Below are 22,835 nucleotides of genomic sequence, written 5' to 3'. Positions count from 1 at the left end.
AAAAGCCTTATTATTGCGAAACATCCATAGCTTGAATCAGTGGAATAAACTCTTGATACATAAACTCAGCAATTTGTTGTTGGCCTTTGGCATTGGGGTGGATCCCATCTCGCATCATCAACTCACTATTCAAAGCAATGTCTTCCAAAAAAAACGGCACCAATGCAATATTATGCTCGCTGGCAACTTTGGCAAAGCTTTCAGTAAACATGCTGTTGTAGCGACGTCCATAGTTTGTGGGGATTTGAATCGATTGGAGAATGACTCTTGCGTCATAATCTAGACTAGTTGTGATAAGAGTACTTAGGTTGTCGCGTAACTTCTTGATAGGATGGCCTTGTAATCCATCATTTCCACCCAGTTCGATATATACGATATCCGGCATATGTTGGGTGAGCAAGCGAGGTAATCGGGCCACACCACCGTCTGTGGTTTCCCCACTGATAGCCGCATTAATAAGATTGATGTGAACGTCGTTTTCGTGCAACATATTTTGTAACAGATTTACCCACCCCTGGTCTTGCTCTAAGTTATAGGCTGCACTTAAGCTATCGCCTAACACTAAGACGTCAATCGCATCTTGAGGTTGATCTTCTGCATGGCTGATTGGCGTATTAAAAACTGCTAAATTGACAAAAATGGCAAGGATAATGAAGTCTTTGCGAAAAATATAAAACACGGTAATTAACACTCCATGATACAAGTTACAAACATAACCAAAACAGTTACTACGGATAACGGCGCATTGCAGATTTTACAACCCATTAGCTTTACAGTGACTGAAGGACAAAGTGTTGCCATAGTGGGGGCCTCTGGATCAGGAAAATCTACGTTACTTGGTTTGTTAGCCGGTCTTGATACTGTAACAGAAGGGTCTATAAAACTCGATGGGGCATCGTTAGAAACCATGGATGAGGAAGCTCGAGCGCAAATACGTGGCCAGAAAGTTGGGTTCATCTTTCAAGCTTTTATGTTGGTCCCCTCTTTGACCGCCCTTGAAAATGTGATGTTACCTGCCGAAATTAATGGCTTAAATAACGCCAAAGCGCTTGCAATCGATGCATTAGAAAAGGTGGGGTTATCTCATCGTGCTTCGCATTACCCCAACCAACTATCAGGTGGAGAGCAACAACGTGTCGCGATTGCAAGAGCGTTCATCACACAACCCAAAATACTGTTTGCAGATGAACCGACGGGTAATTTGGATGCAGATAATTCACTCAAAGTTGAGCAGTTGTTATTTGATCTCAACCAGCAAGCCGGTACGACCCTTGTGCTGGTCACACACGATAACGAATTAGCTCAGCGTTGTGAGCGACAGCTCATCATGTCTGCCGGACAGCTGAGCGAAGCATCTGCGCAACCTATGACTGAACGAGCGAGCTAGGGGCATCATTTATGGGATTTTCATTAGCATGGCGCTTGTTCAAACATGAGGCACGCCGGGGTGAACTCAGTATTATATTATCTGCGATCATTTTGTCTGTAGCGGCGGTGTTATCACTGTCGCTATTCTCCGAGCGTTTACAAGGGGCACTCAATGAGCGCAGCGCCGAATTCATTGCTGCCGATAGACAGCTTTCATCGCGCAAACCGGTTGAGTTGGCATGGCTTGAACAGGCGAAGGCACAAGGTTTAGGGGTGGCTGAACAAGTTTCCACGCGTTCCATGGTCTTTGCCAATGACCAGCTACAGCTTGTTGACTTGCGTGCAGTCAATCAAGCATACCCGCTCAAGGGCAGTATTAAGCTATCACCACAGCCTTTTGCCTTAGGTGAACCCACTAACCAAGTTCCACAGGAAAACGAAGCATGGTTAGATTCTCGATTGTTCCAAGTACTCGACCTTGAAATAGGCGACGAGGTAGAAATTGGTGATGCCGTATTTACCGCATCTAAGGTGTTGAGTGAAATCCCGGATGCTGGATTTAGCGTGTTTAATACCGATCCCATGGTGTTGATTAATTTGGACGCTTTAGCCAAAACCAATGTGACAGGCCCAGGCTCCCGCGTCAATTACAAAGCCTACTTTACTGGCACTGATGATGAGCTTGAAACATTTTATGATAACGTTAAAGGTGAGTTTCAGCGTGAATATCATCGCTGGTTATCTGTAGATGATGATGAATCACCGATAGGTGAGTCGGTAGCAAGGGCCGAGCAGTTTTTTTTATTGGCCTCATTGCTCGCTATCGTATTAGCCTGTGTCGCTATTGGGGTTGCCGCTCAGCGCTATGCTCAGCGGCATTTTGATCCAGTCGCGATCATGAAAACCTTGGGTGCCTCAACTGGTACCATTCGTCAGGTGTATTTGTATCAAATCATCTTTATCGCATTATTAGGTATAGTGTTGGGCACTGTCATTGGTTTTGTTGTGCAACAGGTTGTGGTCAGTGCCCTTGCTGGCACGGTCGATGTGGCGTTGCAGGTGTGGTATTGGCGTCCGTTATTTATTGCGATTTTTACAGGCAGTATTTGCGCCTTATTGTTCTGCCTATATCCATTGCTGGGCTTATTTGCGATCCCGCCGTTACGGGTGTTGCGCCGAGATATGGTCTCTACACTCAAAAGTCGAGGCGGGCAATATGCAACATCAGGATTGGCGATCTTTGGGTTGATGTATGCCTATTCACAGAACTTCAAGGTTAGCGCCATCATGTTTATTTCGGGCCTTATCCTAGTGGTTTTATTGTTAGGCGCAACGTATGGCTTAATAGCCCTTGGCCGAGTCTTGGGACAAGGAAGAATGTCAGCAACTCAGCTTGCTTGGGCAAGGATAAAACGCCGAGCATTAGACAACTCTGTGCAATTGATCAGTTTTGCGCTCACCCTTATGCTACTGCTGGTTGTACTGGTTATGCGTAACGATATTGTGAAGCAATGGCAAGAGCAATTACCCGAAGGCACGGCCAATTATTTCATGATCAATGTCACCGAAGCGCAAAAGGATCATTTGGCACAGCACTTTGCTCAAAACGCTGTGTTATCCGACGATTTATACCCAGTGACCCGAGGGCGCTTTGCCAAAATAAATGATGTTGTATTGCGCTCAGAAGTCACTAAAGAAGATGAAGATAGCACGAATGAACGACGTGCAGGAATGGGGCGAGAAGCCAACCTGACTTGGGGAACAGAATTACAACAAGCCAACGAAATTGTAGCCGGTGAGTGGCATGATGCCTGGTCATATGAAAACAGTGAATTAGGTGAGGGGATTTACCCAGTTTCTGTTGAAGTGGAAGCGGCTAAACGCATGCGCATTGGCATGGGCGATGTCTTGAGTTTTAACATTGGTTCAGAAATCGTCGATGTACAGGTCACATCACTGCGTCAAGTGAACTGGCAAACCATGCAGCCTAACTTCTTCTTTGTCTTGCATCCCGATGCTATGGCGCGATTTACACCTACTTATATAACCTCGTTTTTCTTACCCGAGGAGCGCAAGCCAGAGCTAGCTCAACTTTTGCGCCCATTCCCAAATGTGACCTTGTTTGATGTAGATGCGCGTATTAATCAAATCCGCAGCATCATTGACCAAGTTTCAGCAGCGGTTGAGTTTATTCTAGTGCTTGTATTGGTAGCTGGTGCGTTGGTGTTGATTGCACAGGTTCAAGCGTCAATGGATGAACGGCAGCGCGAATTAGCTATTTTACGCACCTTAGGGGCGCAAGGTGGGTTGATTCGACGTTCGGTGATCTATGAGTTTTTGATCATTGGTTCAGTGGCGGGATTCATGGCAGCACTTGCTAATGAAGTCAGTTTGTACCTATTGCAATCTCAAGTGTTTCAAATGTCCACATCCATTCACTATGAATACTGGGTCGTCGCCCCATTGACGGGGGCTATAGTGGTAGGATTACTGGGCGCGGCAAGTTGTCGAGTCTTGTTGAAACTCAATACCACGACGTTGTTGCGTAAGGTGTTGTAGATATTAAAAACATTTTCAAAATATCATTGTGTGTATTATATTGTGTGTACAGGTTTTGCGCATGAGAGTTTTATGGGGTCTGCAAAAGAAAAAGTTAGGGTCAATGTGTATGTAGATAAATCATTGACTTGTGATGCTAAAAAACTGGGTATAAATCTCAGCAACAGTTTAGAAAACGCTCTAAAACAGGAGTTATCTAAAAAATGGCTGGAACAAAACCAAGAAAAAATTCAAAAATATAATCAACATATAGCAGCGAAAGGGTTACCTTTTGATGATGAAGATATTTGTGTTTAGGCATTTATATGCATATCAATCAGTTTGATGTATTTCAAAACCCAATCGCAAAAAGTCGAGCCGATTACCCTTATGTTTGTGTGTTACAAAATGACCTTTACCGTGATTTATCTTCATGCTTGGTTGCCTTTGTTACACATAACGAAACGCTCGCTTTAGAGCGGTTATCTGTGACAATTAAAGATAATTCAGAATATTATTATGTGTCTACAAATGTCATGTTCACCATCGAGGCATCGAGGTTGAATAAATTCATGTTCAATGTTTCAGACCAAAGGGATGAATTACTCAATGCATACGACGCTTTATTCACAGGAATATAGGTCATTCTGAGGTTTTTATGCAGCAACTTATACTCATCCTGCTCGGCATCGCCTTTGGCATAGCGCTCTATCGCTACGCTCGTCTCATGCGCTGGGACTTGTTGCAACTCACCATTTTCCTACCTGCTATTTATGTCGGCTTCGCACTGTGGTCTTCGACACCCACGCAAAGTGTGATTGAAGAAATGTTTTTTGGCATGCCCATTTTCATGCTGGTCGGCATCAGTCACATGCAAGAATGGTCAAATGAGCGCAAGGACAAGGTCGCAATGGGCGTGTGGTTGTATCACGGGTTCTATGATTACGTGCATCATTGGCTCGTGGTCAATGACGGTGTGAGTTGGTTTTATCCCGATGTATGCTTGGGCGTCGATGTGACTGTGGCCGCGTGTTTGGCCTGGTCTGTTTACCAAGCCAAACAGACAAAGAAAATATTATAACTCTAGCGCATCTAAGGCTTCTTGTACCGTGGCATAGCGAAATTCAAATCCGGCATCAAGCAAGCGTTGAGGGATCACAAATTGCCCCGTTGTGAGCAAATCTGCACCTTCGCCTAATAACAGCTTCATCGAAATTTGTGGCACTTTAAACAGGCAAGGGCGGTTCAAGCGCTTGGCTAAAGCTTTTGAAAACACCTCATTTGATACAGGGTTCGGGGCGGTAAAGTTAAAAGCACCGGATACGTCTTTCTGATTGAGCAAAAACGCCAATCCTGCAACCATGTCGTCGATGTGGATCCAAGAAAACCCTTGCGAGCCTGGCGAAACAGGGCCACCTAAGCCAAATTTAAACGGCAGAAGCATTTTACCTAATGCCCCACCTTCTGCACTAAGTACAACACCAGTACGTACAGCACATATACGCACGGATTCCGGTGCACCTTGCGCAATGGCTTCCCATTGTGCGCACAGTTCATGGCTAAACTCATGATGGATATCCGCAAAGTCTTCTGCCACAGGTGTTTCATCTTGCCGTCCGTAATAGCCAATGGCTGAGCCACTGATAAAAACAGTAGGCTTAGTCGTCGCTGTATGCATCCAATCCACTAGCGCTTGGGTGGTATGCCAACGGCTGTCACAAATCAAACGCTTTTGTTTATCGCTCCAACGCTTATCCGCAATGGGTTCACCTGCGAGATTAATGACCGCATCCACTCTCACATCTTTGTTCAGTTCAGCCAACGTGATGCTCTCAACCTTGCCTGCTGATATCGCTTCTGGAAACGTCTGCAATACCTTACTCGGGTTGCGATTCACGATGAGAAACTCGTGTTCGTTAAGATGAGCGTGCACAAATGCTTGTCCAATTAAACCTGTGCCACCCGTTATCAAAATACGCATAGTGCTTCCTTTAATCTGCCAATATAAGAATTAGACGTCCTTTGAACATGCGATACTCAGTGAAACTGAATCGGCAAAACGTAACGCGTGAGGCTTATCCACTTCAACTTCCGCCCATTTGACCCAAGGGTGATCGGCACACAATGCAAGTATGTCGTGAGTCAGCTTTTCTAGTAACAAAAAACGATTGTTTTCAACGAGTTTAATGACCGCCTTCGTGATCACTTTGTAATTGATAGCAAGGTCAACATTGTCGTTTTCAGCTGCCTTTATAGCGTCGTACTTAATGACAGCGTTGATGACAACATCTTGTTTCTTCTGCATTTCTTCTTCGTTAAAGCCGATAAAGGTACGCAAGCGTAAATTTTTTATGCGGATCGTAGCATCATCTAATTTCATTACGGTAAGTTCCTGTTATTATGTGTACAAAGTGCTTTATCAAACACACTCGTTTGCTTGCTAGGGATCTATGGAATTACAATCTTCAACAGCCAAAACATTTGTGGTGACCGCCGCGGTCGTCGTCGTGCTTTCTGGGATCAAAGCCGCTAGCGCCATTATGGTTCCATTCTTACTCTCGCTTTTTATCGCGATTGCATGTAGCCCATTGATTAATCTTGCCTCGCGCTATCGCATACCACGTTGGCTCTCTGTTACTTTAGTTATACTGCTAATTATCGTAATTGGATTTATGCTCGCCGGTCTAGTTGGTCAATCCTTAGCCGAATTTCGCCAAAATCTGCCTGTCTACCAAGCTCAGCTTAGCAAAGAATTCGTGTGGATTGTGGAACAATTGCGAAATTTCAATATTTACATTGATAAAGATCTCATTCTCAATCACCTCGACCCGGGTACAGCAATGTCCGTTGCCACTAATTTTATCTCTGGTTTAGGTGGGGTGCTTTCGAATTTATTTCTGATCATTTTGACCGTGATTTTCATGTTGTTTGAGGCAGAGAGTATTCCCAAGCGTGTGCATATTGCATTACGTGATCCTGGTATGAAGCTGCATCACATTGACCGCTTTTTACAGTCGGTCAAAGATTATCTTGGGATCAAGTCCCTTGTTTCGTTGGCGACTGGCACGTTGATTGGCATTTGGTTGTACTTTTTGGGAGTCGACCACTTTATGTTATGGGCGGTATTAGCATTTTTATTAAATTTCATTCCCAATATTGGTTCGATTATCGCGGCGATCCCAGCAGTACTCGTGGCATTCTTGGAATTCGGGTTTGCCAAAGCAGGCTTAACCGGCTTGGGCTTTATCGTCGTCAATACCATAATGGGGAATGTGATTGAACCTCGCTATATGGGGCGCGGTCTTGGTTTAAGTACCTTGGTGGTGTTTTTGTCGTTGATATTTTGGGGCTGGTTGCTCGGTTCAGTGGGCATGTTATTGTCCGTACCATTGACGATGATTGTCAAAATCGCTTTAGAATCTCGTGAGGAAACCATGTGGTTAGCGGTTCTGTTGTCTGCCGATGATGCCGATGAGTATTTTAAGCCACATCGAGATGACGATAAAGATGCGGATTTTACTTTGGCAGATAAATCGAAAGACTAAATGGTAAGGTTTCACTGAACCGTATTTTGCCACCATATAAATCGACTAAGTCGTTGACAGTGGCAAGGCCAATTCCAGAGCCTTCCGTATATTGGTCTAGCCGATAACCTCGTTTAAGGATCTGCTTTTGTTGTGCAAGGGGGATACCTTGTCCATCATCTTCGACGCTTAGCATCACCCATTGCAGATCCTCTTTTAATCTGACTTTTACGTGTTTTTGTGCAGCCTTACAGGCATTATCTAGAATGTTACCAAGGATTTCATACCAATCTGCTTGGTCTATTGCGTATTCAACAGATTGAGTCTCATCGTACATAATACTCAGCGCTTTATCGGCGTGAATTTTGTGCATGCTCTCGCAAACTTTTTTAATCACAGGCGAGAGCGCAATGCGCTGATGTCCTGACTTTTGACTAAAACGCGCTCGCGAAAGCTGCCTTTGAATGATTTGATCAATTTGGTCAACCTGAGGATGCAAGCTAGGTGGTAAAGCTGGGTCGCCTTTAATGACCGTAAGAGGGGTTTTAAGGGAATGCGCCAGATCTTGCAAAGCATTTTGATAGCGTTCTCGTTGTTGTTGTTCTTCCTGTAAAACCTTATTGATGGTGGACTTCATTGCATTGAGCTCTAATGGAAACTCACCCGATAACTGACTTTGTTGTCCTTGACGGGTGCGTTTTAGCTGAGCAATTAAGGTGCGTACTGGGAGTAAAACGGATAACAAGCTAAGAATGAGAACAATGGTAATAACCAATGAAATGACTAATGTTGATTGCCACAATGTACGAGTGAACACAGCGTGTTCAGCTCGCATATCTCGGGCATGATTGGCAATGTGAAAATGAATCGCTTCATAGCGATTATAGTTGAGAAACTCGGCGGTAAAACTATATAGATACCATGTCTCACCGTTGTGTTCAATCGTTGAAAAACGTGACTCACCAGCACCAGTGCGCGGTAGCTTTGCTGGCTCAATGGAATCGGTGACCGAGACGGATTGCCAGATCAACGTGTCATTGAGCTTGATATACCCGTGATAACCACTTTGCGTAATATTAAAACGCTCATCCAATACGGCTACGGGCATGGTGATGACACTTTCACGAAGATCAAAGTCTGCTATCAGCACATAGCTCATTAATTCCAGTTCAGTCATTTTTGCGCGCTCAAGTGAGCTAAGGTGGGCCGTACTAATGGACCACACCAACGCGGGCAGCACAAAAATAACCACTAAGCACAGCGACAATACACTGCGCATGGTGAGAGACAGGGCGTTTAAGCGGGCGAAAATAAGCGATATCCTCTGCCACGTAAGGTTTCAATGGGTTTAATAGAGTTGTCCGGGTCTAGTTTTTTGCGTAACCGTCCGACAAAAACTTCAATAACATTGCTGTCCAAATCAAAATCTTGGTCATAAATGTGTTCGGTGAGTTCAGATTTTGAAATCACTTTTTTGGGATGAAGCATCAAATACTCCAACACCTTGTATTCATAGGCGGTAAGCTCAAGCGGTTGCTCTGAGACATAAACTTGTTGGAGTGATAAATCCAAGGTAATCGGACCCGCTTTGAGTTCGGATGACGCATGACCTGATGAGCGACGGATAAGGGCTTTGACTCGAGCGAGGAGTTCTTCTTCATGAAACGGTTTGGTCAGATAATCATCGCCACCCGCATCAAGACCATTGACTTTTTGCTGCCAACTGTCACGGGCGGTTAAAATCAGGACTGGCACCTTTATATCGAGTTTGCGTGCGGCTTTGATGACTTCTAGTCCATCGAGTTTGGGCAGTCCTAAGTCGATAATCGCCGCATCGTATTCATATTCTTTGAGCAAAAATAAGGCACGTTCACCGTCATCGGCCAAGTCCACGCTGAATCCATTTTTTTGAAAAAACATATCCAACTGAACCAATAATTGTGGCGTATCTTCAACAATTAATAATCGCATTAGTGGTCCTTTTTCTGATTAGACGGGCGCAGTGTTTGTGCCGATTTGAGTTGCTTGCTATGAATCTCAACAGTGGTCACACGGCCATCCTTGCTCATCATTTTGAAACGATAGCGTTCACCATAGCGTTGCATTTGTAGTATCCGTCCTTCGTGAAGACGTTTTGCCGCGACAATGGCAGCTTGTTTTTCTGCGTCCATAGCGTGGCGCACGGTCAGCTTGCGCGGTTCCGTTTCGTTCTCTATGTGAGCCATGGCCATTGAGCTGGACAGACACAGAATTACACAAATAAATACTCGAACTATCATTGCGTTAAGTCTATAGTAAATGTCTGAATTGGTAATGAACTGAATTCATATTTATCTTAGCGAATGTTGAGTCAGAAAGAAAAGGATAGAGGCAATTTAATGCGAATATTTTGGTTGATAGTTTTTGTGTTTGGTTTAACTGCCTGTGCCACGCAAGTGAAAACACCACATGAACTGTGGCACTCGGGACAGTTGCCGATTGCGACTCAGTTAGTTGATAATCCACGTATCAAACAAGGACAGTTAGCGAATGGCTTGACGTATTATTTGGTTGAAAATCAAACCCCAAAAAACGAAATTGCCGTGCGTTTACACATTAACGTGGGCAGTCTCGATGAAGCGGATAATGAGTTAGGGCTTGCCCATTTACTTGAACATATGGCGTTTAATGGTTCAACCAATGTACCTGAAGGCGAAATGGTAGCGATTTTAGAGCGCTATGGCTTGAGTTTCGGTGCAGACACCAATGCTTCAACCAGCTTTCACGAAACGCAGTACAAATTAGATTTGCCAACAAACTCTGAAGCAATTATTGATACAGCGTTGTTTTTGATGCGAGAAACGGCTTCCAATCTCACAATATCAGCAACCGCATTAGCGGCAGAAATCCCAGTGGTGCTTGCCGAGTATGATGCGCGTAATACTCTGGCTTTCCAAGCACAACAAAAGCAATTTAATCAGTACACCCAGGGCATGCGCTATGCACAGCGCTGGGCAATTGGCACCAAAGACACGCTACGAGCTATGACCGCAGCACAACTAAAAGATTTTTATGCTCGTTATTACACTCCAGCTAATAGCACTTTGATCATCGTTGGGGATTTTGATGCGCAAAAGATGCAAACAAAAATCGAATCGAATTTTGCTGATTGGAGCAATGAGTCACAACGTCCAGACACGTTAGTTGGTGAGTTAAGTATGCCAGGTGAGCCTGTGTTTGTTGTGCATCAAGCTCCAGGTTTGCCGACTCAAGTCATGATAACGTTAAGTCAAATGTCTGAATCTAAAGGGGATAGTGTTGCGCAACGCCGAGATGAGTATTTGAAGTTAATCGCGAATAGTATTTTGAATTACCGTTTGGCATCGAAGTTACTGACTGGTAAAGCATCGTTTGAAAATGCTTATCACGCACAATTTAATCTGTTCGAACGGGCGGATATCTCTTTGTCTCTCGTCAGTACGTCACCAGATCGCTGGCGTGATGCGTTAAGCGAATTGGTTGTTGAAATTTTAAAAATTCAAGAGTTTGGAGTGTCATGGGATGAAGCTGACCGTCAAATCACCAGTATTCGCAATGGCCTTTATACGGTGGCCTCAGAAGCCGATACACTGGATACCGCTCGTATCACCCAGGCGCTTTTGGAAAGTCTGGATGACGAAAGAGCGATTTTGTCGCCTCAGGCTGAGCTTAAACTGTTTGAGGAGTTGATGCAGACCTTTACCTTAGACGAAATAAATCAAGTAATGATTGATCAGTTCTCAGCCGTCGAGCCCACTATATTTGTGCAAAGTGACGCATCTGCCGAAATCACCCAAGAAGACATTAAAACGGCGTTTAATGCTGCGCTTGATCTTGAGATTGTCCCGGATGAATTTGCGGTGACAAAGGCCTTTGCCTACACTGATTTTGGTCAAGATGGTGAAGTCGTATTACGCGAGTATGATGAAGTCTATGACATTACCACAGTTATGTTCGATAACGGCTTACGTCTTAACGTGAAGCCGACTAAATTAGTCACAGGGCAAGTTGAGTTTGATCTGCGCTACGGAACAGGCTATCAATTTTTTACCGAGAAAGATTCCGGTTTAAAAGAGCTTTATAATTACATGGTGGCGGCAGGTTTAGGCCAACATAATGTCAATGAACTGCGTGAATTACTCTCTGACAAAGATGTGAGTTTGCGCTTTGTGCCTCGTTTTAATACATGGGGAGGGCGCTTCAATGCGTCTAATGAACACCTATTATTACAACTGCAGCTTATGGCCGCCTTTGTGTCGGATGCGGCATGGGATCCAGCATTAGAAAATCTTTATCGGCAAAATACCCAACAGCAATATCAGCAAGCCAAAAGTTCGGTCAATGCGGTGCGCAGTTTTGAGTTACAAAATCTACTCTACGCCAATGATGTAAGGGTAAGTACCCCTGAATTACCCGTTGCGTTAAGTCGTACCTTTGCAGAACTCAATGCGGAGCGTCAAGAACAACTTGCTGATGGTCCTATGACGCTCTCAATAGTAGGGGATGTTGATGTGGAAGAGGTGATTAATTTTGTTGCACAAACGTTCGGTGCTCTAGCATATGATTTTACCCCACCACAAAAGCGTAAGGTCACAGATTTACGACTAGACACTCCAGGACAGTATCGTTTAACGCATCAGGGAAATCCACAAAATGCGTTGGCAATTCGCGTCTATCACACCGCGGATAACAGCGATAAAAAACGCAATAACACCTTGAATATTTTACGCGAAGTGTTGAGCCTAAAAGTGACCCAAAAGCTTCGCGAAGAATTGGGTGCAGCGTATTCACCTGGTGTGTTTAATACGCAATCTCGGTATGTGGTGGATGATGGTTATATTCAATTTGATACACAGACTTCACCGGAACAGCTTGGACAAGTTATGCAGGCTTATGATGAGATTGTCGCGGAGATCAAAAGTGAAGACGGGATCAGTGATGATGAGTTATCACGTGCAGTCGAGCCATTGGTTGCGGGGATCAATCAAGCGCTTGAGCAAAATGGGTTTTGGCTAAACCGTTTGGGATTGCTGCATACTGAACCCAATGCGGTAGACCGTTGGTTTGACCTAGAGGATTTGATTAGGTCTATCACAGTGGAAGATGTTAGACGAGCGGCCAATCAATATCTGATTGAAGACCGGATGATCAATGTGGAAGTGATCCACGAATCGCTTCAATAATAGTTGCACTTACTTGAAGTGATTCACGGTTAAGACGCCATTCGCGGTTCAATAATTACGGTAGAACTTTTTTGTAAGGTTTTACCGTAACTTGTTCATACACACCTGCATCAATATAAGGGTCGGCATTTGCCCACGCTTGCGCGTCTTCTAAAGATGCAAACTCAGCAATCACCAACGAACCAGTGAATCCAGCAGGGCCTGGATCGTCAGAATCAATGGCTGGATGGGGTCCCGCCATAACCAAATGTCCAGCATCTTTTAATGCGATTAATCGCGCCAAATGGTCTGGGCGGGCCGCAAGGCGCTGCTCTAATGTATCGGGTTTGTCCTGTGCAATAATCGCGTAAAGCATGGTATTTCCTATAGGGTAGAGTAGATATACTGTTTAAAACTGGGTCGCATCTTTCATGGCACGGACAAACTCACCCAGCGCCTGACACATTGCATCCTCATCATCAAGATACTTAGCAATGATGTTGACCACCGCTGAACCTGAGATAGCCCCAGCCGCACCAGCGGAGATAGCGTCCTTAACTTGTTCAGGTTGGGCTATCCCAAAACCGAGTAAAGGCGGTGCGGCATTGAAGCGATTGAGATTGTCAATCAATTCGTGCGCAGGCGTTTGCGCAGCGGTTTCGGCACCCGTTACCCCAGCACGACCAAGTAAATAGGTATAACCAGAAGAGTATTTACCGAGCGCGTCGAGGGTCTCATCGGTCGCATTGGGAGGAGCAATTAAGATCTGGTCGATGTGATTGGCCTTAGCGACATCGACAAATCTCGCCGCTTCACGAATTGGCACATCCGCAATCAAAATGGAATCCACACCGGCAGCATACGCATCGGCGTAAAACGTTTCAACGCCACGAGCAAGCACAAGGTTAGAGTAGAGTAATAAACCAATTGGAATATCTGGGTTCGCTGCACGTATATTGCGAATAACAGTAAAGCAATCGCTGGGAGTCATTTTGTGCGCTAACGCGCGAATGGACGCAGCTTGAATCGTTGGGCCATCGGCAATGGGATCAGAGTAAGGAAAACCGAGTTCCAATGCATCAGCGCCGTGATCAATCAGCGTTTGAATAATACGAGTAGACGTCTCAATCGTTGGATCGCCAATCATAACGAATGGCACAAAAGCACCTTGCTGTTTCTCGGCAAGGGCAGTAAACATGTTGTCGTAACGGTGAGCGTGGGACATTATAAATCGTCTCCTAAAATAGAGGTTACGTAAGCGAGATCTTTATCCCCGCGACCAGATAAGTTCACTACAATGATCGTTTCTTTTTCGGCTTCATCGGCCATATTCAGAGCATGAGCGAGGGCATGCGACGATTCAAGCGCCGGAATAATACCTTCTTTGCGCGCTAACAACTTGAAAGCATTCAGTGCTTCTTCATCCGTTGCAGCAACGTATTCGGCTCGACCAATTTCGTGCAAATAAGCATGTTGTGGACCCACAGCAGGGTAATCAAGGCCAGCAGACACGGAATAGGACTCTTCAATTTGTCCATCGGCATCTTGCATAATGTAACTAAACGCACCGTGTAAAATACCTTTTGTTCCCTGGCAAATAGTTGCCCCGTGTTCATGCGTATGGAGGCCTTTACCAGCCGGTTCAACACCGACCAGACGAACACTTGGCTCGTCAATAAAATCGGCAAACATGCCAATGGCGTTTGAACCACCACCGACACAGGCTACGACTGCATCAGGCAGGCGACCTTCTTTAGCAAGCATTTGCTCTCGTGTTTCTTCTCCGATCATGCGGTGAAATTCGCGTACTATGGTAGGGAATGGGTGAGGACCGGCAGCGGTTCCTAATAAATAATGTGCTTTGTCGTAATTCGCAGACCAATCGCGCATGGCTTCATTGACGGCGTCTTTGAGGGTACCTGAACCTGAGTTAACAGGAATGACTTCAGCACCCATCAAACGCATTCTAAACACATTCGGAGATTGACGTTCAACGTCCTTAGCCCCCATGTAAATACGCGCTTTTAAGCCAAGTAAGGCACACGCTAGAGCTGTCGCCACCCCGTGCTGGCCAGCACCGGTCTCAGCGATGACTTCGTTTTTGCCCATGGCTTTGGTTAACAAAGCCTGACCCAATACTTGATTGGTTTTGTGTGCGCCACCATGAAGCAAATCTTCACGCTTCAAATACAGCTTTACTTTGGGATTCGAAACGAGGTTACGCGTCAAAGTCATCGCCGTAGGACGGCCAGCATAATCGTGTAACAAATCGCTGAATTGCTGTTTGAATTCTGGGTCGTCTTTGGCATCCAAAAACGCTTTTTCAAGCTGATCTAATGCTGGAATCAACAGCTCGGGAACATACATACCCCCGAACTCACCAAATTTACTATTTAACTGATTCATGATTTTTTACTCATTTAGTATTGACGCAGTAATTCAAATACACGATTAATTGTATCAATGTCTTTTATACCTGGTGCGGATTCTACACCAGAATTCAGATCCAAGAGGTCTGCTTTTGTTTGGATGGCCAGTTGAATATTGTCAGGAGTTAATCCGCCAGCCAATGCAATTGGCGTATTTGTTTGCAGACCATCTAATAATGACCAATCAAATACCTGGCCGGTGCCACCACTTTGCTCACCCACCTTGCAATCCAATAAAATACGATCACAATGATTTGGCAAAGTGGGTATTGTATCGGTTACGCCAACCGCACGCCAGATTTGACACGTATTAGGTAAGGCATCGCGTAAACTTAGAACATACTCATCGTCTTCGTTGCCGTGTAACTGAACCGCAAACAGTCCACAATGTTGGGCAATGTTAACCACATCATCTATTGATGCATCCACAAACACACCGACATATCGTCCGGGTGCCTGTGAAGTGATTTGTAAAGCCTGCTCAAAAGAGACACAGCGCTTAGATTGTGGCGCAAATATCAGTCCCAAATACGAAACCGGTGTGTCTAATATGACTTTTGCTTGTTCAAGTTGTGTAATGCCACACACTTTGACCGCACCATAAACCAACTTTTGCACAGCTTGTAATAAGTTTTCTTGAGCCATTAACGATGAACCTACAAGAAAGCCATCGACTAACGGAGCCAAACGGGCTACGTCTTGACGTGTGTAAATACCCGACTCAGAAATTAATACGCCCTGATGGCCGAGTTCTCGCAACAGTGGCACAAGGTGTTCTGTCGCGGCTAAATCAGTCGATAAGTCACGCAAATTGCGATTGTTGATACCGATGATCTTGGCACCTAAGGACACCGCACGATGGGCTTCTTCGGTATTGGATACTTCGGTTAATACATCAAGTGATAAAGTGTCTGCAACCTCGTGCAGTTCGCGATATTCTTCATCAGACAGTACGGATAACATCAATAAAATCGCATCTGCATTGTAATGTCTGGCAAGGTAAACTTGATACGTGTTGACAAAAAAGTCCTTGTTGAGCACCGGAATGTCGACTCTATCAGTGACGTAGCGCAAGTATTCGTAAGTGCCTTGGAAATATTTTTCATCGGTTAATACTGAAAGAGCCGCGGCTTCAGTGGTATAAGCTGCCAAAATCTCGTCCAAATCAAACACCGGACGGATGAGACCTTTTGAGGGCGATGCTTTTTTGCATTCAAAAATATAGCCAGCGTTTGCTTGGCTCAGGGCTTGATATAAGCTTTTTTGTGATGGCACTAAGCTGTCTTTAAAGGTAGCCAAGGGTAACTCAGCTTCTCTAGTAATGAGCTCTTCGCGCTTATCGATAACGATTTTTTCTAAAACATTGGCCATGTTAATTGGTTTCCTGACTCAGTTGGGCAGCTCTTTGGATAGTTTGCAGAGGGTTGCCTTGTGCAATGGAAGATAAAGCAAGTTGAGCCCCATCAGCAAAAGTATTAGCTTGGCCGCATAGATAAAGTAAAGCACCGGCATTCATGGCAATGGCATGGGTATGCGCTGGCTCACCTTCACCTTTGAATACGGCTTCAATGGCCGCTTTGTTTTGTTCCGGTGTTCCCCCAACGATGGCTTCTAATGGCGCACTTTCTAAGCCAAAGTCGTCTGGAGTGACAACGTATTCTGTAAGTGAATCACCATCAATTTCAACTACTTGTGTTTCACCATGTAATGCAAATTCGTCTAAGCCACTACCATGCACAACTAGAACACGCTCGTGACCGAGAAGTTGCAAGGTATGAGCATAAGGAATCAGTAACTCTGGTGTATAAACACCCATGACTGAATGAGTCGGTCGAGCAGGGTTAGCGAGTGGACCCAGAACATTAAATATGGTGCGCGTTTTGAGTTCGGTGCGAACCGGCATGGCATGCTTTACCCCAGCGTGATAAACCGGAGCAAACAGGAAACACAAATTACTTGCATCCATGGTGGCTCTAGCTTGCTCTGGCGTGTGCATCAAGTTATAGCCAAACGCGTTAAATAAGTCAGCTGAACCGGACTGACTGGAAACACTGCGATTACCGTGCTTAGCGACGGCAACGCCACATGATGCGGCCACCACGGCAGCAGCACTGGAAATATTAATGGTGTTATGGCCATCACCTCCGGTGCCGACAATGTCCGCAAATGGGATGTTTGGTCTTGGAAATGCAGTAGCATTGGTCACCATAGCTTGGGCGGCACCGGCGATTTCTTCAGGCGTTTCACCTTTGATTTTTAAGGCGGTCAATAACGCGGTTAAGCTAATTTCGCTGACTTTTCCTTGCATGACTTGACTAAATATCTCTTCGCTTTGTGCTTGTGATAAGTCATTTTGGGCGTATAAACTTTCTAGAATATCTAACATAAATCGCTTCCTTAATCTTGGGTTCCATTTGTGCCGAGTAGGTAATCAATACTGTCGCGCAGTAACTGACTGCCGCTATGGGTCAAAATCGATTCAGGGTGAAATTGCATACCTAACATTTTGCGTTTTGGTTCAAACACGACCATGGGGATATCGTTTACGTGTCCCAACACTTCAAGATTTTCTGGGATAAGCCCTGCGGCTAATGAATGATATCGAGCAATGGACATGGGCTGGGGCATATTGGCAAACATCTTGTCGCCACAATGAGTTAACAGTGAGGCTTTGCCATGCACCACAGCTTCGGCTCGCACCACTGTTCCACCACAAAATTCAACGATAGCTTGATGTCCTAAACAAATTCCTAAAATCGGAACATAACCGGCCATGCGTTGGATTAACTCAGGCATACACCCTGCTTCGTGGGGCGCTCCTGGTCCCGGGGACAACAACAATAACGTTGGGCCTTGTTTCGCCAGCTCGTCAATCGCATTAACAATGACTGTGACATCCACCGTATTGCGATACACGCGCATATTGACATCTAAGGTCCGCAATTCGTCGACCAAGTTATAGGTAAATGAATCGATGTTATCGAGCATGACAACGTTTAAATGGTTCATATCGATTCTCCTTGCGAAGCAATAATGGCGCGTATCACGGCCTGTGCTTTGGCGCGTGTTTCATCCGCTTCAGCTTGTGGTACAGAGTCATACACTACCCCCGCACCCGCTTGAATATGCGCAGTACCATGCTGGACAAAGGCCGAACGGATCACGATGCAGGTATCCATATTACCTTGCCCATCGAGATAGCCAACGGCACCACCATAACTGCCACGACGTTGATTTTCGACTTGTCTAATTAAGCGAGCAGCAGAGACTTTTGGGGCACCAACGAGTGTCCCCATATTCATACAGGCCTGATAAGCGTGTAATGCATCCAGATGTGGGGCAAGCTGACCCACAACGCGAGAAACCAAATGCATCACATGTGAATAGCGGTCAACTTTGAGTAACTCTTTTACGTGTCGGGTACCTGGTATAGAGACTCGCGCGACGTCATTGCGTGCCAGATCAACCAGCATGATGTGCTCGGATTTTTCCTTAAGATCTTCGCGCAGATCCAGCTCTATCCGCCCATCCAAATCAAAGTCAATCGAACCATCGGCACGTTTGCCTCGAGGACGTGTGCCTGCAATGGGATAAATTTCAATTTGATTGGTCTTGGCCGTATATTTGAGAGCAGATTCAGGAGAAGCGCCAAACAGGCTAAAATCTTTGTCGTGCATATAAAACATATATGGACTTGGATTGAGCACTTTTAATTTGGCATAAGCCAAAATCGGCTCGGGGCAGGGCAATGAAAAGGTGCGAGAGGGCACGACTTGAAAAATATCCCCCGCCAATATGTGTTCTTTTAACCCGAGAACATCTTGGCAAAACGTTGCATCGTCCCTGTCAGTTAACACATCATCAGGGCTAAGTGTTAAATTAGGATGAGTGATCTGTTTATCCAAAGAGCTTGGGATTTGGGCAAACGCATTGGCTAGTTGTGTTTGTGCTTGAGCCAGTTGTTCACTGACATGCTTGCTGGCACAGAATTGATTTAGGATTATGTGGTTCTCTTTTGTTTTGTGATCAATCAGTGCCAACGTATCTGCAAGGTAAAACACAAAATCCGGACAGGTGTTTTTGCCAGTGGGCACTTCCGGCAGTGACTCTGCAACTGCAAACAAATCATACGCAAAGCAGCCACCTAAAAAGATCCCAAACTCATCTTCATGTGGGATCTTGGTCACAACATCGCGTAATACCGTGAATACATTATCCGCTTGCAGACGAGTTTCTTCATCTAAGTTGGGATCAATGGCTGGAAAAGTACATTGCATCACATGGTCGGTTTGTGCACTGATGTAATCTGACAAGCTTTCGCTGAGTAACTGCAAAGCTGCGCGTCCATTGGCATTGAGTGCCGTGAGCGTAACTTGATTAGCCACACATTCTATTCGCACACAGGCGTTCAGGAGCATAATGCTTTTTAGATTGTCTTTGCTGTCAATTTCAGCTGATTCGAGCAACATGGTATTTTGTTGGTCGTGACACATTGCATAGTATTGCGCGAGTGGATCGTCGCAATAGGGAACTGCAAAGCGTCGGGATTGAACGCCTTTATTTGGGAACAATGAATGATTTTCGCCAGTCACGTTGTTATTTTCCTTAATCCAATAAAAAAGCCCGTTACATATGACGGGCTTATTCTTACACACACACAAAGCACAGCCCTAGAGAGACTGCCACCACCAAATATTTGCAATGTGCGTTGTAAGCATGGGTAATACCTTATGGAACCTTATTAGAACATTGGTTTGTTCAGTTGTGTGATATATACTAACCATTATTAATACAATTGCAACTATGTATTTGATGAAAATAGATTTACACACGCATACACACTATTCGGATGGCAAATTATCGCCAGCGGAACTCGTTATGCGTGCGCATAATCAACAAATCGATGTGTTGGCCATTACTGACCACGATACCGTACAAGGGGTAGCCGAAGCGCGAGAATATCAAGCGTTACAAAAACGACCTTTGCATATAATCAGTGGTGTTGAAATTTCTACCAAATGGCACGGTTTTGAAATCCATATCCTGGGGTTGCACATTGATTGTCAAGATGAGACTTTAGGCGCACGGTTGGCCGAACAGGCCAGTATACGATTAGCTCGCGCTCAAAAAATGTGCGACAAGCTGGCCAAAATCGGTATTAATGGTGTGTTTGACGATGCTATGCAACGAGTGGGTAATGGTCAAATTACTCGCGCACATTTGGCCCAAGTATTATTAGATCGTGGGGAAGTGAGCAGTTGGCAAAGTGCTTTTTCACAATATTTAGGCAAAGACAAAAAGGCGTATGTCAATGCGCCATGGCCAAGTATGACACAGGCCATTGAATGGATCCGCGATGCTGGTGGAGTAGCGGTGTTGGCACACCCTGGTCATTATGACATGAAAACCAAATGGCTCAGACGTTTGTTAAGTGATTTTAAACACGCCAACGGGCAAGGAATGGAAGTTACCCATCCCAATATGCCACCGACCAAAAAACAACTTTTATTCAGTCTGGCTCGGGAATATCAACTGCTTGCTGCAGTGGGCTCGGACTTTCATGCTCCAAGTCCTTGGAGCGAGCTCGGGCGCAAGCTCGATATTGATGCCGATTTGCCCACCGTATGGGCAGATTGGCCAGAATGCAGGAACGCATCATGAGTCAGTTTTTTTATATTCATCCTGATAATCCCCAACCGCGTTTGATCAAACAAACGGTTGAGATCATTAAGGCGGGACAGGTCATTGTGTATCCAACCGATTCAGGTTATTCCATCGGCTGCCAAATGGACAATAAAGCAGCTTTAGAGCAAATTTGTCGCATTCGGGATTTGTCTAAAGAACACAATTTCACGTTGATGTGTCGTGATATGTCTGAATTATCCGAATACGCACGAGTCGATAATGTTTCGTTCCGACTCCTCAAGAACAATACCCCAGGCCCTATACATTTATTTTTAAAGCGACCAAAGAGGTACCTAAGCGGTTACAAAATCCCAAGCGTAAAACCATCGGGATTCGCGTGCCGGATAATCCAATTGCCTTGGCGATATTGGAGGAGTTGGGTGAACCACTAATGAGCACTACCCTGATTTTGCCAGGTGAAGATATGGCAGAATCGGATCCAGACGCGATCCGTGACCGACTTGAAAAACTGGTTGGTCTGATTATCCATGGCGGTTACATTGGAGAGCAACCGACTTCAGTGCTGGATTTATCGGAAGGAGAAATCAACGTTATTCGTCACGGCAGTGGCGATGTTAGTGTGTTTGAGTAGACGAGTGAGCGATTCGGAAAAACCACAAGCAAATCCAGCTGAGAAAACGATGATTCAACAGCCTTTGCCGTTGGCGTTCGTACACGGTGAAGCTTTGGTGGAAAAGCCAGAAGATTTGTTCATTCCACCCGATGCCTTAGAAGTGATCCTGGAAACCTTCGAGGGCCCGCTTGACCTGTTGCTGTATCTCATCCGCAAACAAAAAATCGACATCGTTGATTTACCCATATTAGAAATCACGAAACAATATATGGAATACGTCGAGCTTATGCAGGAAGTTAAGCTTGAGCTTGCAGCCGAATACATGTTGATGGCGGCGATTTTGGCTGAAATCAAATCGCGTCTACTTTTGCCCAAACCGCCAGCTGCTGAGGAAGATGAAATCGATCCGCGCACTGAACTCATCAGACGCCTCAAAGAATATGAAATCATTAAACACGCCTCGCAAGAATTGGATGCATTACCAAGAATGGGACGCGACAGATTTGTCGCAAACGCTTCCCCAGCTGAAAATATTGCCCCTGAAAAAATCCATCCGCATGTCGCGATGGCCGATATTGTCTTAGCGTTTGCCGAGGCTATGCAACGTGCTGAGGCGTTTGCGCATCATCAGATTGAGCGTGAACAACTTTCAACCCGTGAACGAATGAGTCAGATTTTACAGACCCTGAAACACGATACGTTTATGGCATTAACCGATTTGTTTTCGGCACAAGAGGGCAAAGCGGGGTGTGTCGTGAGCTTCTTGGCGATATTAGAATTAACCAAAGAGGGATTGCTTGAATGCATGCAGGCCGATCCCTTAGGTGTCGTCAATGTTAGGTTAAAAGCACAACTGGCAGTAGAGGATGAGTAGGGTATGAAAATATCTCATGAGCAACTCAAACAATTGATTGAAGCAGCAATTTTTGTATCTGAACAGCCAATCAGCCGCGACCGTCTTAAGTCCACTGTATTGTTGGATTTTTCTGTTTCTAGCCAAGCACTCAACAAGGTCATTAATGAGTTGATTTTAGATTATGCACCTCGGGGTATTGTGTTACAGGAAACGGCGTCAGGTTTGCGCTTTGTGTCACAAGATAGTTTATCGCAATGGTTAGGGCGATTATGGCAAGAAACGGCGCCGAAATATTCTCGGGCATTACTCGAAACGTTAGCTTTGATTGCTTATCGACAGCCAATTACTCGAGGTGAGATTGAACAAGTGCGTGGCGTTACGGTCAGCAGTCATATTATGAAAACTTTGCAAGAGCGAGACTGGGTATGCGTTGTGGGACACAAAGAAGTCCCCGGGCGCCCAGCGTTATACGCAACGACCAAAGGTTTTTTGGATTATTTTGGGATGCAATCATTATCGGAACTGCCAGATGTGGATACCTTTGTAGCGGCCTTAGAGGACGCGCAAGGATTGACCGCAGAGACACAAAATCAGATTCAAAGCATACAAAACTCACCTGAAAGCGTGCAATCTGATATAATCGATCCTGAATCACCATCAACCTCTGAGCAACTGCACTAA

Annotated in this window: 23 protein-coding genes and 1 pseudogene; 11 read left to right on the top strand and 13 right to left on the bottom strand. The window is 45.1% G+C overall.

What is annotated here, in order from left to right:
- Positions 1–10: 10 nt before the first annotated feature.
- Positions 11–679, bottom strand: coding sequence for an arylesterase (locus tag NLG07_RS09835; RefSeq protein ID WP_368501251.1), 669 nt, complete (start codon positions 677–679; stop codon positions 11–13).
- Positions 680–694: 15 nt separating this feature from the next.
- On the opposite strand from NLG07_RS09835, the gene NLG07_RS09830 reads away from it, so the two are divergent.
- From NLG07_RS09830 to NLG07_RS09810, 5 genes are all read left to right on the top strand, one after another.
- On the top strand, positions 695–1,387 hold the full coding sequence (locus tag NLG07_RS09830; protein ID WP_254855282.1) for an ABC transporter ATP-binding protein: 693 nt from the start codon (positions 695–697) through the stop codon (positions 1,385–1,387).
- A gap of 11 nt (positions 1,388–1,398) precedes the next feature.
- A complete protein-coding gene (locus tag NLG07_RS09825) occupies positions 1,399–3,927 on the top strand; it encodes an ABC transporter permease (protein WP_254855281.1) in 2,529 nt (842 codons plus the stop codon).
- 72 nt (positions 3,928–3,999) lie between these two features.
- A complete protein-coding gene (locus NLG07_RS09820; protein ID WP_254855280.1) occupies positions 4,000–4,224 on the top strand; it encodes a type II toxin-antitoxin system CcdA family antitoxin in 225 nt (74 codons plus the stop codon).
- Positions 4,225–4,232: 8 nt separating this feature from the next.
- On the top strand, positions 4,233–4,547 hold the full coding sequence (locus NLG07_RS09815; protein ID WP_254855279.1) for a CcdB family protein: 315 nt from the start codon (positions 4,233–4,235) through the stop codon (positions 4,545–4,547).
- A gap of 17 nt (positions 4,548–4,564) precedes the next feature.
- Positions 4,565–4,987 (top strand): hypothetical protein, encoded by a 423-nt coding sequence (locus tag NLG07_RS09810; RefSeq protein WP_254855278.1) that lies wholly within the window; start codon positions 4,565–4,567, stop codon positions 4,985–4,987.
- Here the strand turns inward: NLG07_RS09810 and NLG07_RS09805 are convergent.
- Both NLG07_RS09805 and folX read right to left on the bottom strand, forming a co-directional pair.
- Positions 4,982–5,887, bottom strand: a complete 906-nt coding sequence (locus NLG07_RS09805; protein ID WP_254855277.1) for a TIGR01777 family oxidoreductase — start codon at positions 5,885–5,887, stop codon at positions 4,982–4,984. The genes NLG07_RS09810 and NLG07_RS09805 overlap by 6 nt on opposite strands.
- 30 nt (positions 5,888–5,917) lie before the next feature.
- The gene (gene folX, locus NLG07_RS09800) at positions 5,918–6,286 is read right to left on the bottom strand and encodes a dihydroneopterin triphosphate 2'-epimerase (RefSeq protein WP_254855276.1); all 369 of its coding nucleotides are present in this window, start codon (positions 6,284–6,286) and stop codon (positions 5,918–5,920) included.
- Between the two features lie 70 nt (positions 6,287–6,356).
- Between folX and NLG07_RS09795 the strand changes: the two genes are divergently transcribed.
- Positions 6,357–7,451: an AI-2E family transporter gene (locus NLG07_RS09795; RefSeq protein WP_254855275.1), complete on the top strand. Its 1,095-nt coding sequence runs from the start codon at positions 6,357–6,359 to the stop codon at positions 7,449–7,451.
- On the opposite strand, the gene NLG07_RS09790 is transcribed toward NLG07_RS09795, so the two are convergent.
- The 3 genes from NLG07_RS09790 to NLG07_RS09780 form a co-directional block, all read right to left on the bottom strand.
- Entirely contained in the window at positions 7,423–8,607 is a 1,185-nt protein-coding gene (locus NLG07_RS09790; protein ID WP_254855274.1) for an ATP-binding protein, read from the bottom strand. The two genes, NLG07_RS09795 and NLG07_RS09790, sit on opposite strands and share 29 nt — an antisense overlap.
- A gap of 119 nt (positions 8,608–8,726) precedes the next feature.
- Positions 8,727–9,401: a response regulator transcription factor gene (locus NLG07_RS09785; RefSeq protein ID WP_254855273.1), complete on the bottom strand. Its 675-nt coding sequence runs from the start codon at positions 9,399–9,401 to the stop codon at positions 8,727–8,729.
- The gene (locus NLG07_RS09780; RefSeq protein ID WP_254855272.1) at positions 9,401–9,655 is read right to left on the bottom strand and encodes a hypothetical protein; all 255 of its coding nucleotides are present in this window, start codon (positions 9,653–9,655) and stop codon (positions 9,401–9,403) included. Before NLG07_RS09780 ends, NLG07_RS09785 begins: the two co-directional genes overlap by 1 nt.
- 153 nt (positions 9,656–9,808) lie before the next feature.
- On the opposite strand from NLG07_RS09780, the gene NLG07_RS09775 reads away from it, so the two are divergent.
- Positions 9,809–12,631 carry a pitrilysin family protein gene (locus NLG07_RS09775; protein WP_254855271.1) on the top strand — a complete coding sequence of 941 codons (2,823 nt, stop codon included), beginning with the start codon at positions 9,809–9,811 and terminating at the stop codon, positions 12,629–12,631.
- Positions 12,632–12,686: 55 nt separating this feature from the next.
- Here NLG07_RS09775 and NLG07_RS09770 read toward each other — a convergent pair whose 3' ends face one another.
- The 7 genes from NLG07_RS09770 to NLG07_RS09740 are packed head-to-tail and all read right to left on the bottom strand — an operon-like array spanning position 12,687 to position 19,610.
- Positions 12,687–12,986, bottom strand: coding sequence for a YciI family protein (locus NLG07_RS09770; protein ID WP_254855270.1), 300 nt, complete (start codon positions 12,984–12,986; stop codon positions 12,687–12,689).
- Positions 12,987–13,019: 33 nt separating this feature from the next.
- Positions 13,020–13,835, bottom strand: coding sequence for a tryptophan synthase subunit alpha (gene trpA / locus NLG07_RS09765; protein ID WP_254855269.1), 816 nt, complete (start codon positions 13,833–13,835; stop codon positions 13,020–13,022).
- Positions 13,835–15,016, bottom strand: a complete 1,182-nt coding sequence (gene trpB, locus NLG07_RS09760) for a tryptophan synthase subunit beta (RefSeq protein ID WP_254855268.1) — start codon at positions 15,014–15,016, stop codon at positions 13,835–13,837. The genes trpA and trpB overlap by 1 nt, the downstream gene beginning before the upstream one ends.
- A gap of 14 nt (positions 15,017–15,030) precedes the next feature.
- Entirely contained in the window at positions 15,031–16,410 is a 1,380-nt protein-coding gene (gene trpCF / locus NLG07_RS09755) for a bifunctional indole-3-glycerol-phosphate synthase TrpC/phosphoribosylanthranilate isomerase TrpF (RefSeq protein ID WP_254855267.1), read from the bottom strand.
- A 1-nt stretch (position 16,411) separates the two neighbouring features.
- Positions 16,412–17,425, bottom strand: a complete 1,014-nt coding sequence (gene trpD / locus NLG07_RS09750) for an anthranilate phosphoribosyltransferase (RefSeq protein ID WP_254855266.1) — start codon at positions 17,423–17,425, stop codon at positions 16,412–16,414.
- Between the two features lie 11 nt (positions 17,426–17,436).
- Positions 17,437–18,048, bottom strand: coding sequence for an aminodeoxychorismate/anthranilate synthase component II (locus tag NLG07_RS09745; RefSeq protein WP_254855265.1), 612 nt, complete (start codon positions 18,046–18,048; stop codon positions 17,437–17,439).
- Positions 18,045–19,610 carry an anthranilate synthase component 1 gene (locus tag NLG07_RS09740; RefSeq protein ID WP_254856852.1) on the bottom strand — a complete coding sequence of 522 codons (1,566 nt, stop codon included), beginning with the start codon at positions 19,608–19,610 and terminating at the stop codon, positions 18,045–18,047. Before NLG07_RS09740 ends, NLG07_RS09745 begins: the two co-directional genes overlap by 4 nt.
- A gap of 241 nt (positions 19,611–19,851) precedes the next feature.
- On the opposite strand from NLG07_RS09740, the gene NLG07_RS09735 reads away from it, so the two are divergent.
- The 4 genes and pseudogenes from NLG07_RS09735 (at position 19,852) to scpB (ending at position 22,835) form a co-directional block, all read left to right on the top strand.
- A complete protein-coding gene (locus NLG07_RS09735; RefSeq protein WP_254855264.1) occupies positions 19,852–20,700 on the top strand; it encodes a PHP domain-containing protein in 849 nt (282 codons plus the stop codon).
- A pseudogene (locus tag NLG07_RS09730) lies at positions 20,664–21,316 on the top strand (L-threonylcarbamoyladenylate synthase). Before NLG07_RS09735 ends, NLG07_RS09730 begins: the two are co-directional and overlap by 37 nt.
- Before the next feature lie 49 nt (positions 21,317–21,365).
- On the top strand, positions 21,366–22,172 hold the full coding sequence (locus tag NLG07_RS09725; RefSeq protein ID WP_254856851.1) for a ScpA family protein: 807 nt from the start codon (positions 21,366–21,368) through the stop codon (positions 22,170–22,172).
- 3 nt (positions 22,173–22,175) lie between these two features.
- Positions 22,176–22,835 (top strand): SMC-Scp complex subunit ScpB, encoded by a 660-nt coding sequence (gene scpB / locus NLG07_RS09720; protein WP_254855263.1) that lies wholly within the window; start codon positions 22,176–22,178, stop codon positions 22,833–22,835.

The organism is Alteromonas sp. LMIT006, assembly GCF_024300645.1.
Lineage (GTDB): Bacteria > Pseudomonadota > Gammaproteobacteria > Enterobacterales > Alteromonadaceae > Opacimonas > Opacimonas immobilis.
The sequence above is the reverse complement of the archived record's forward strand: the minus strand, read 5'-3'. Positions and strand labels throughout refer to the sequence as shown.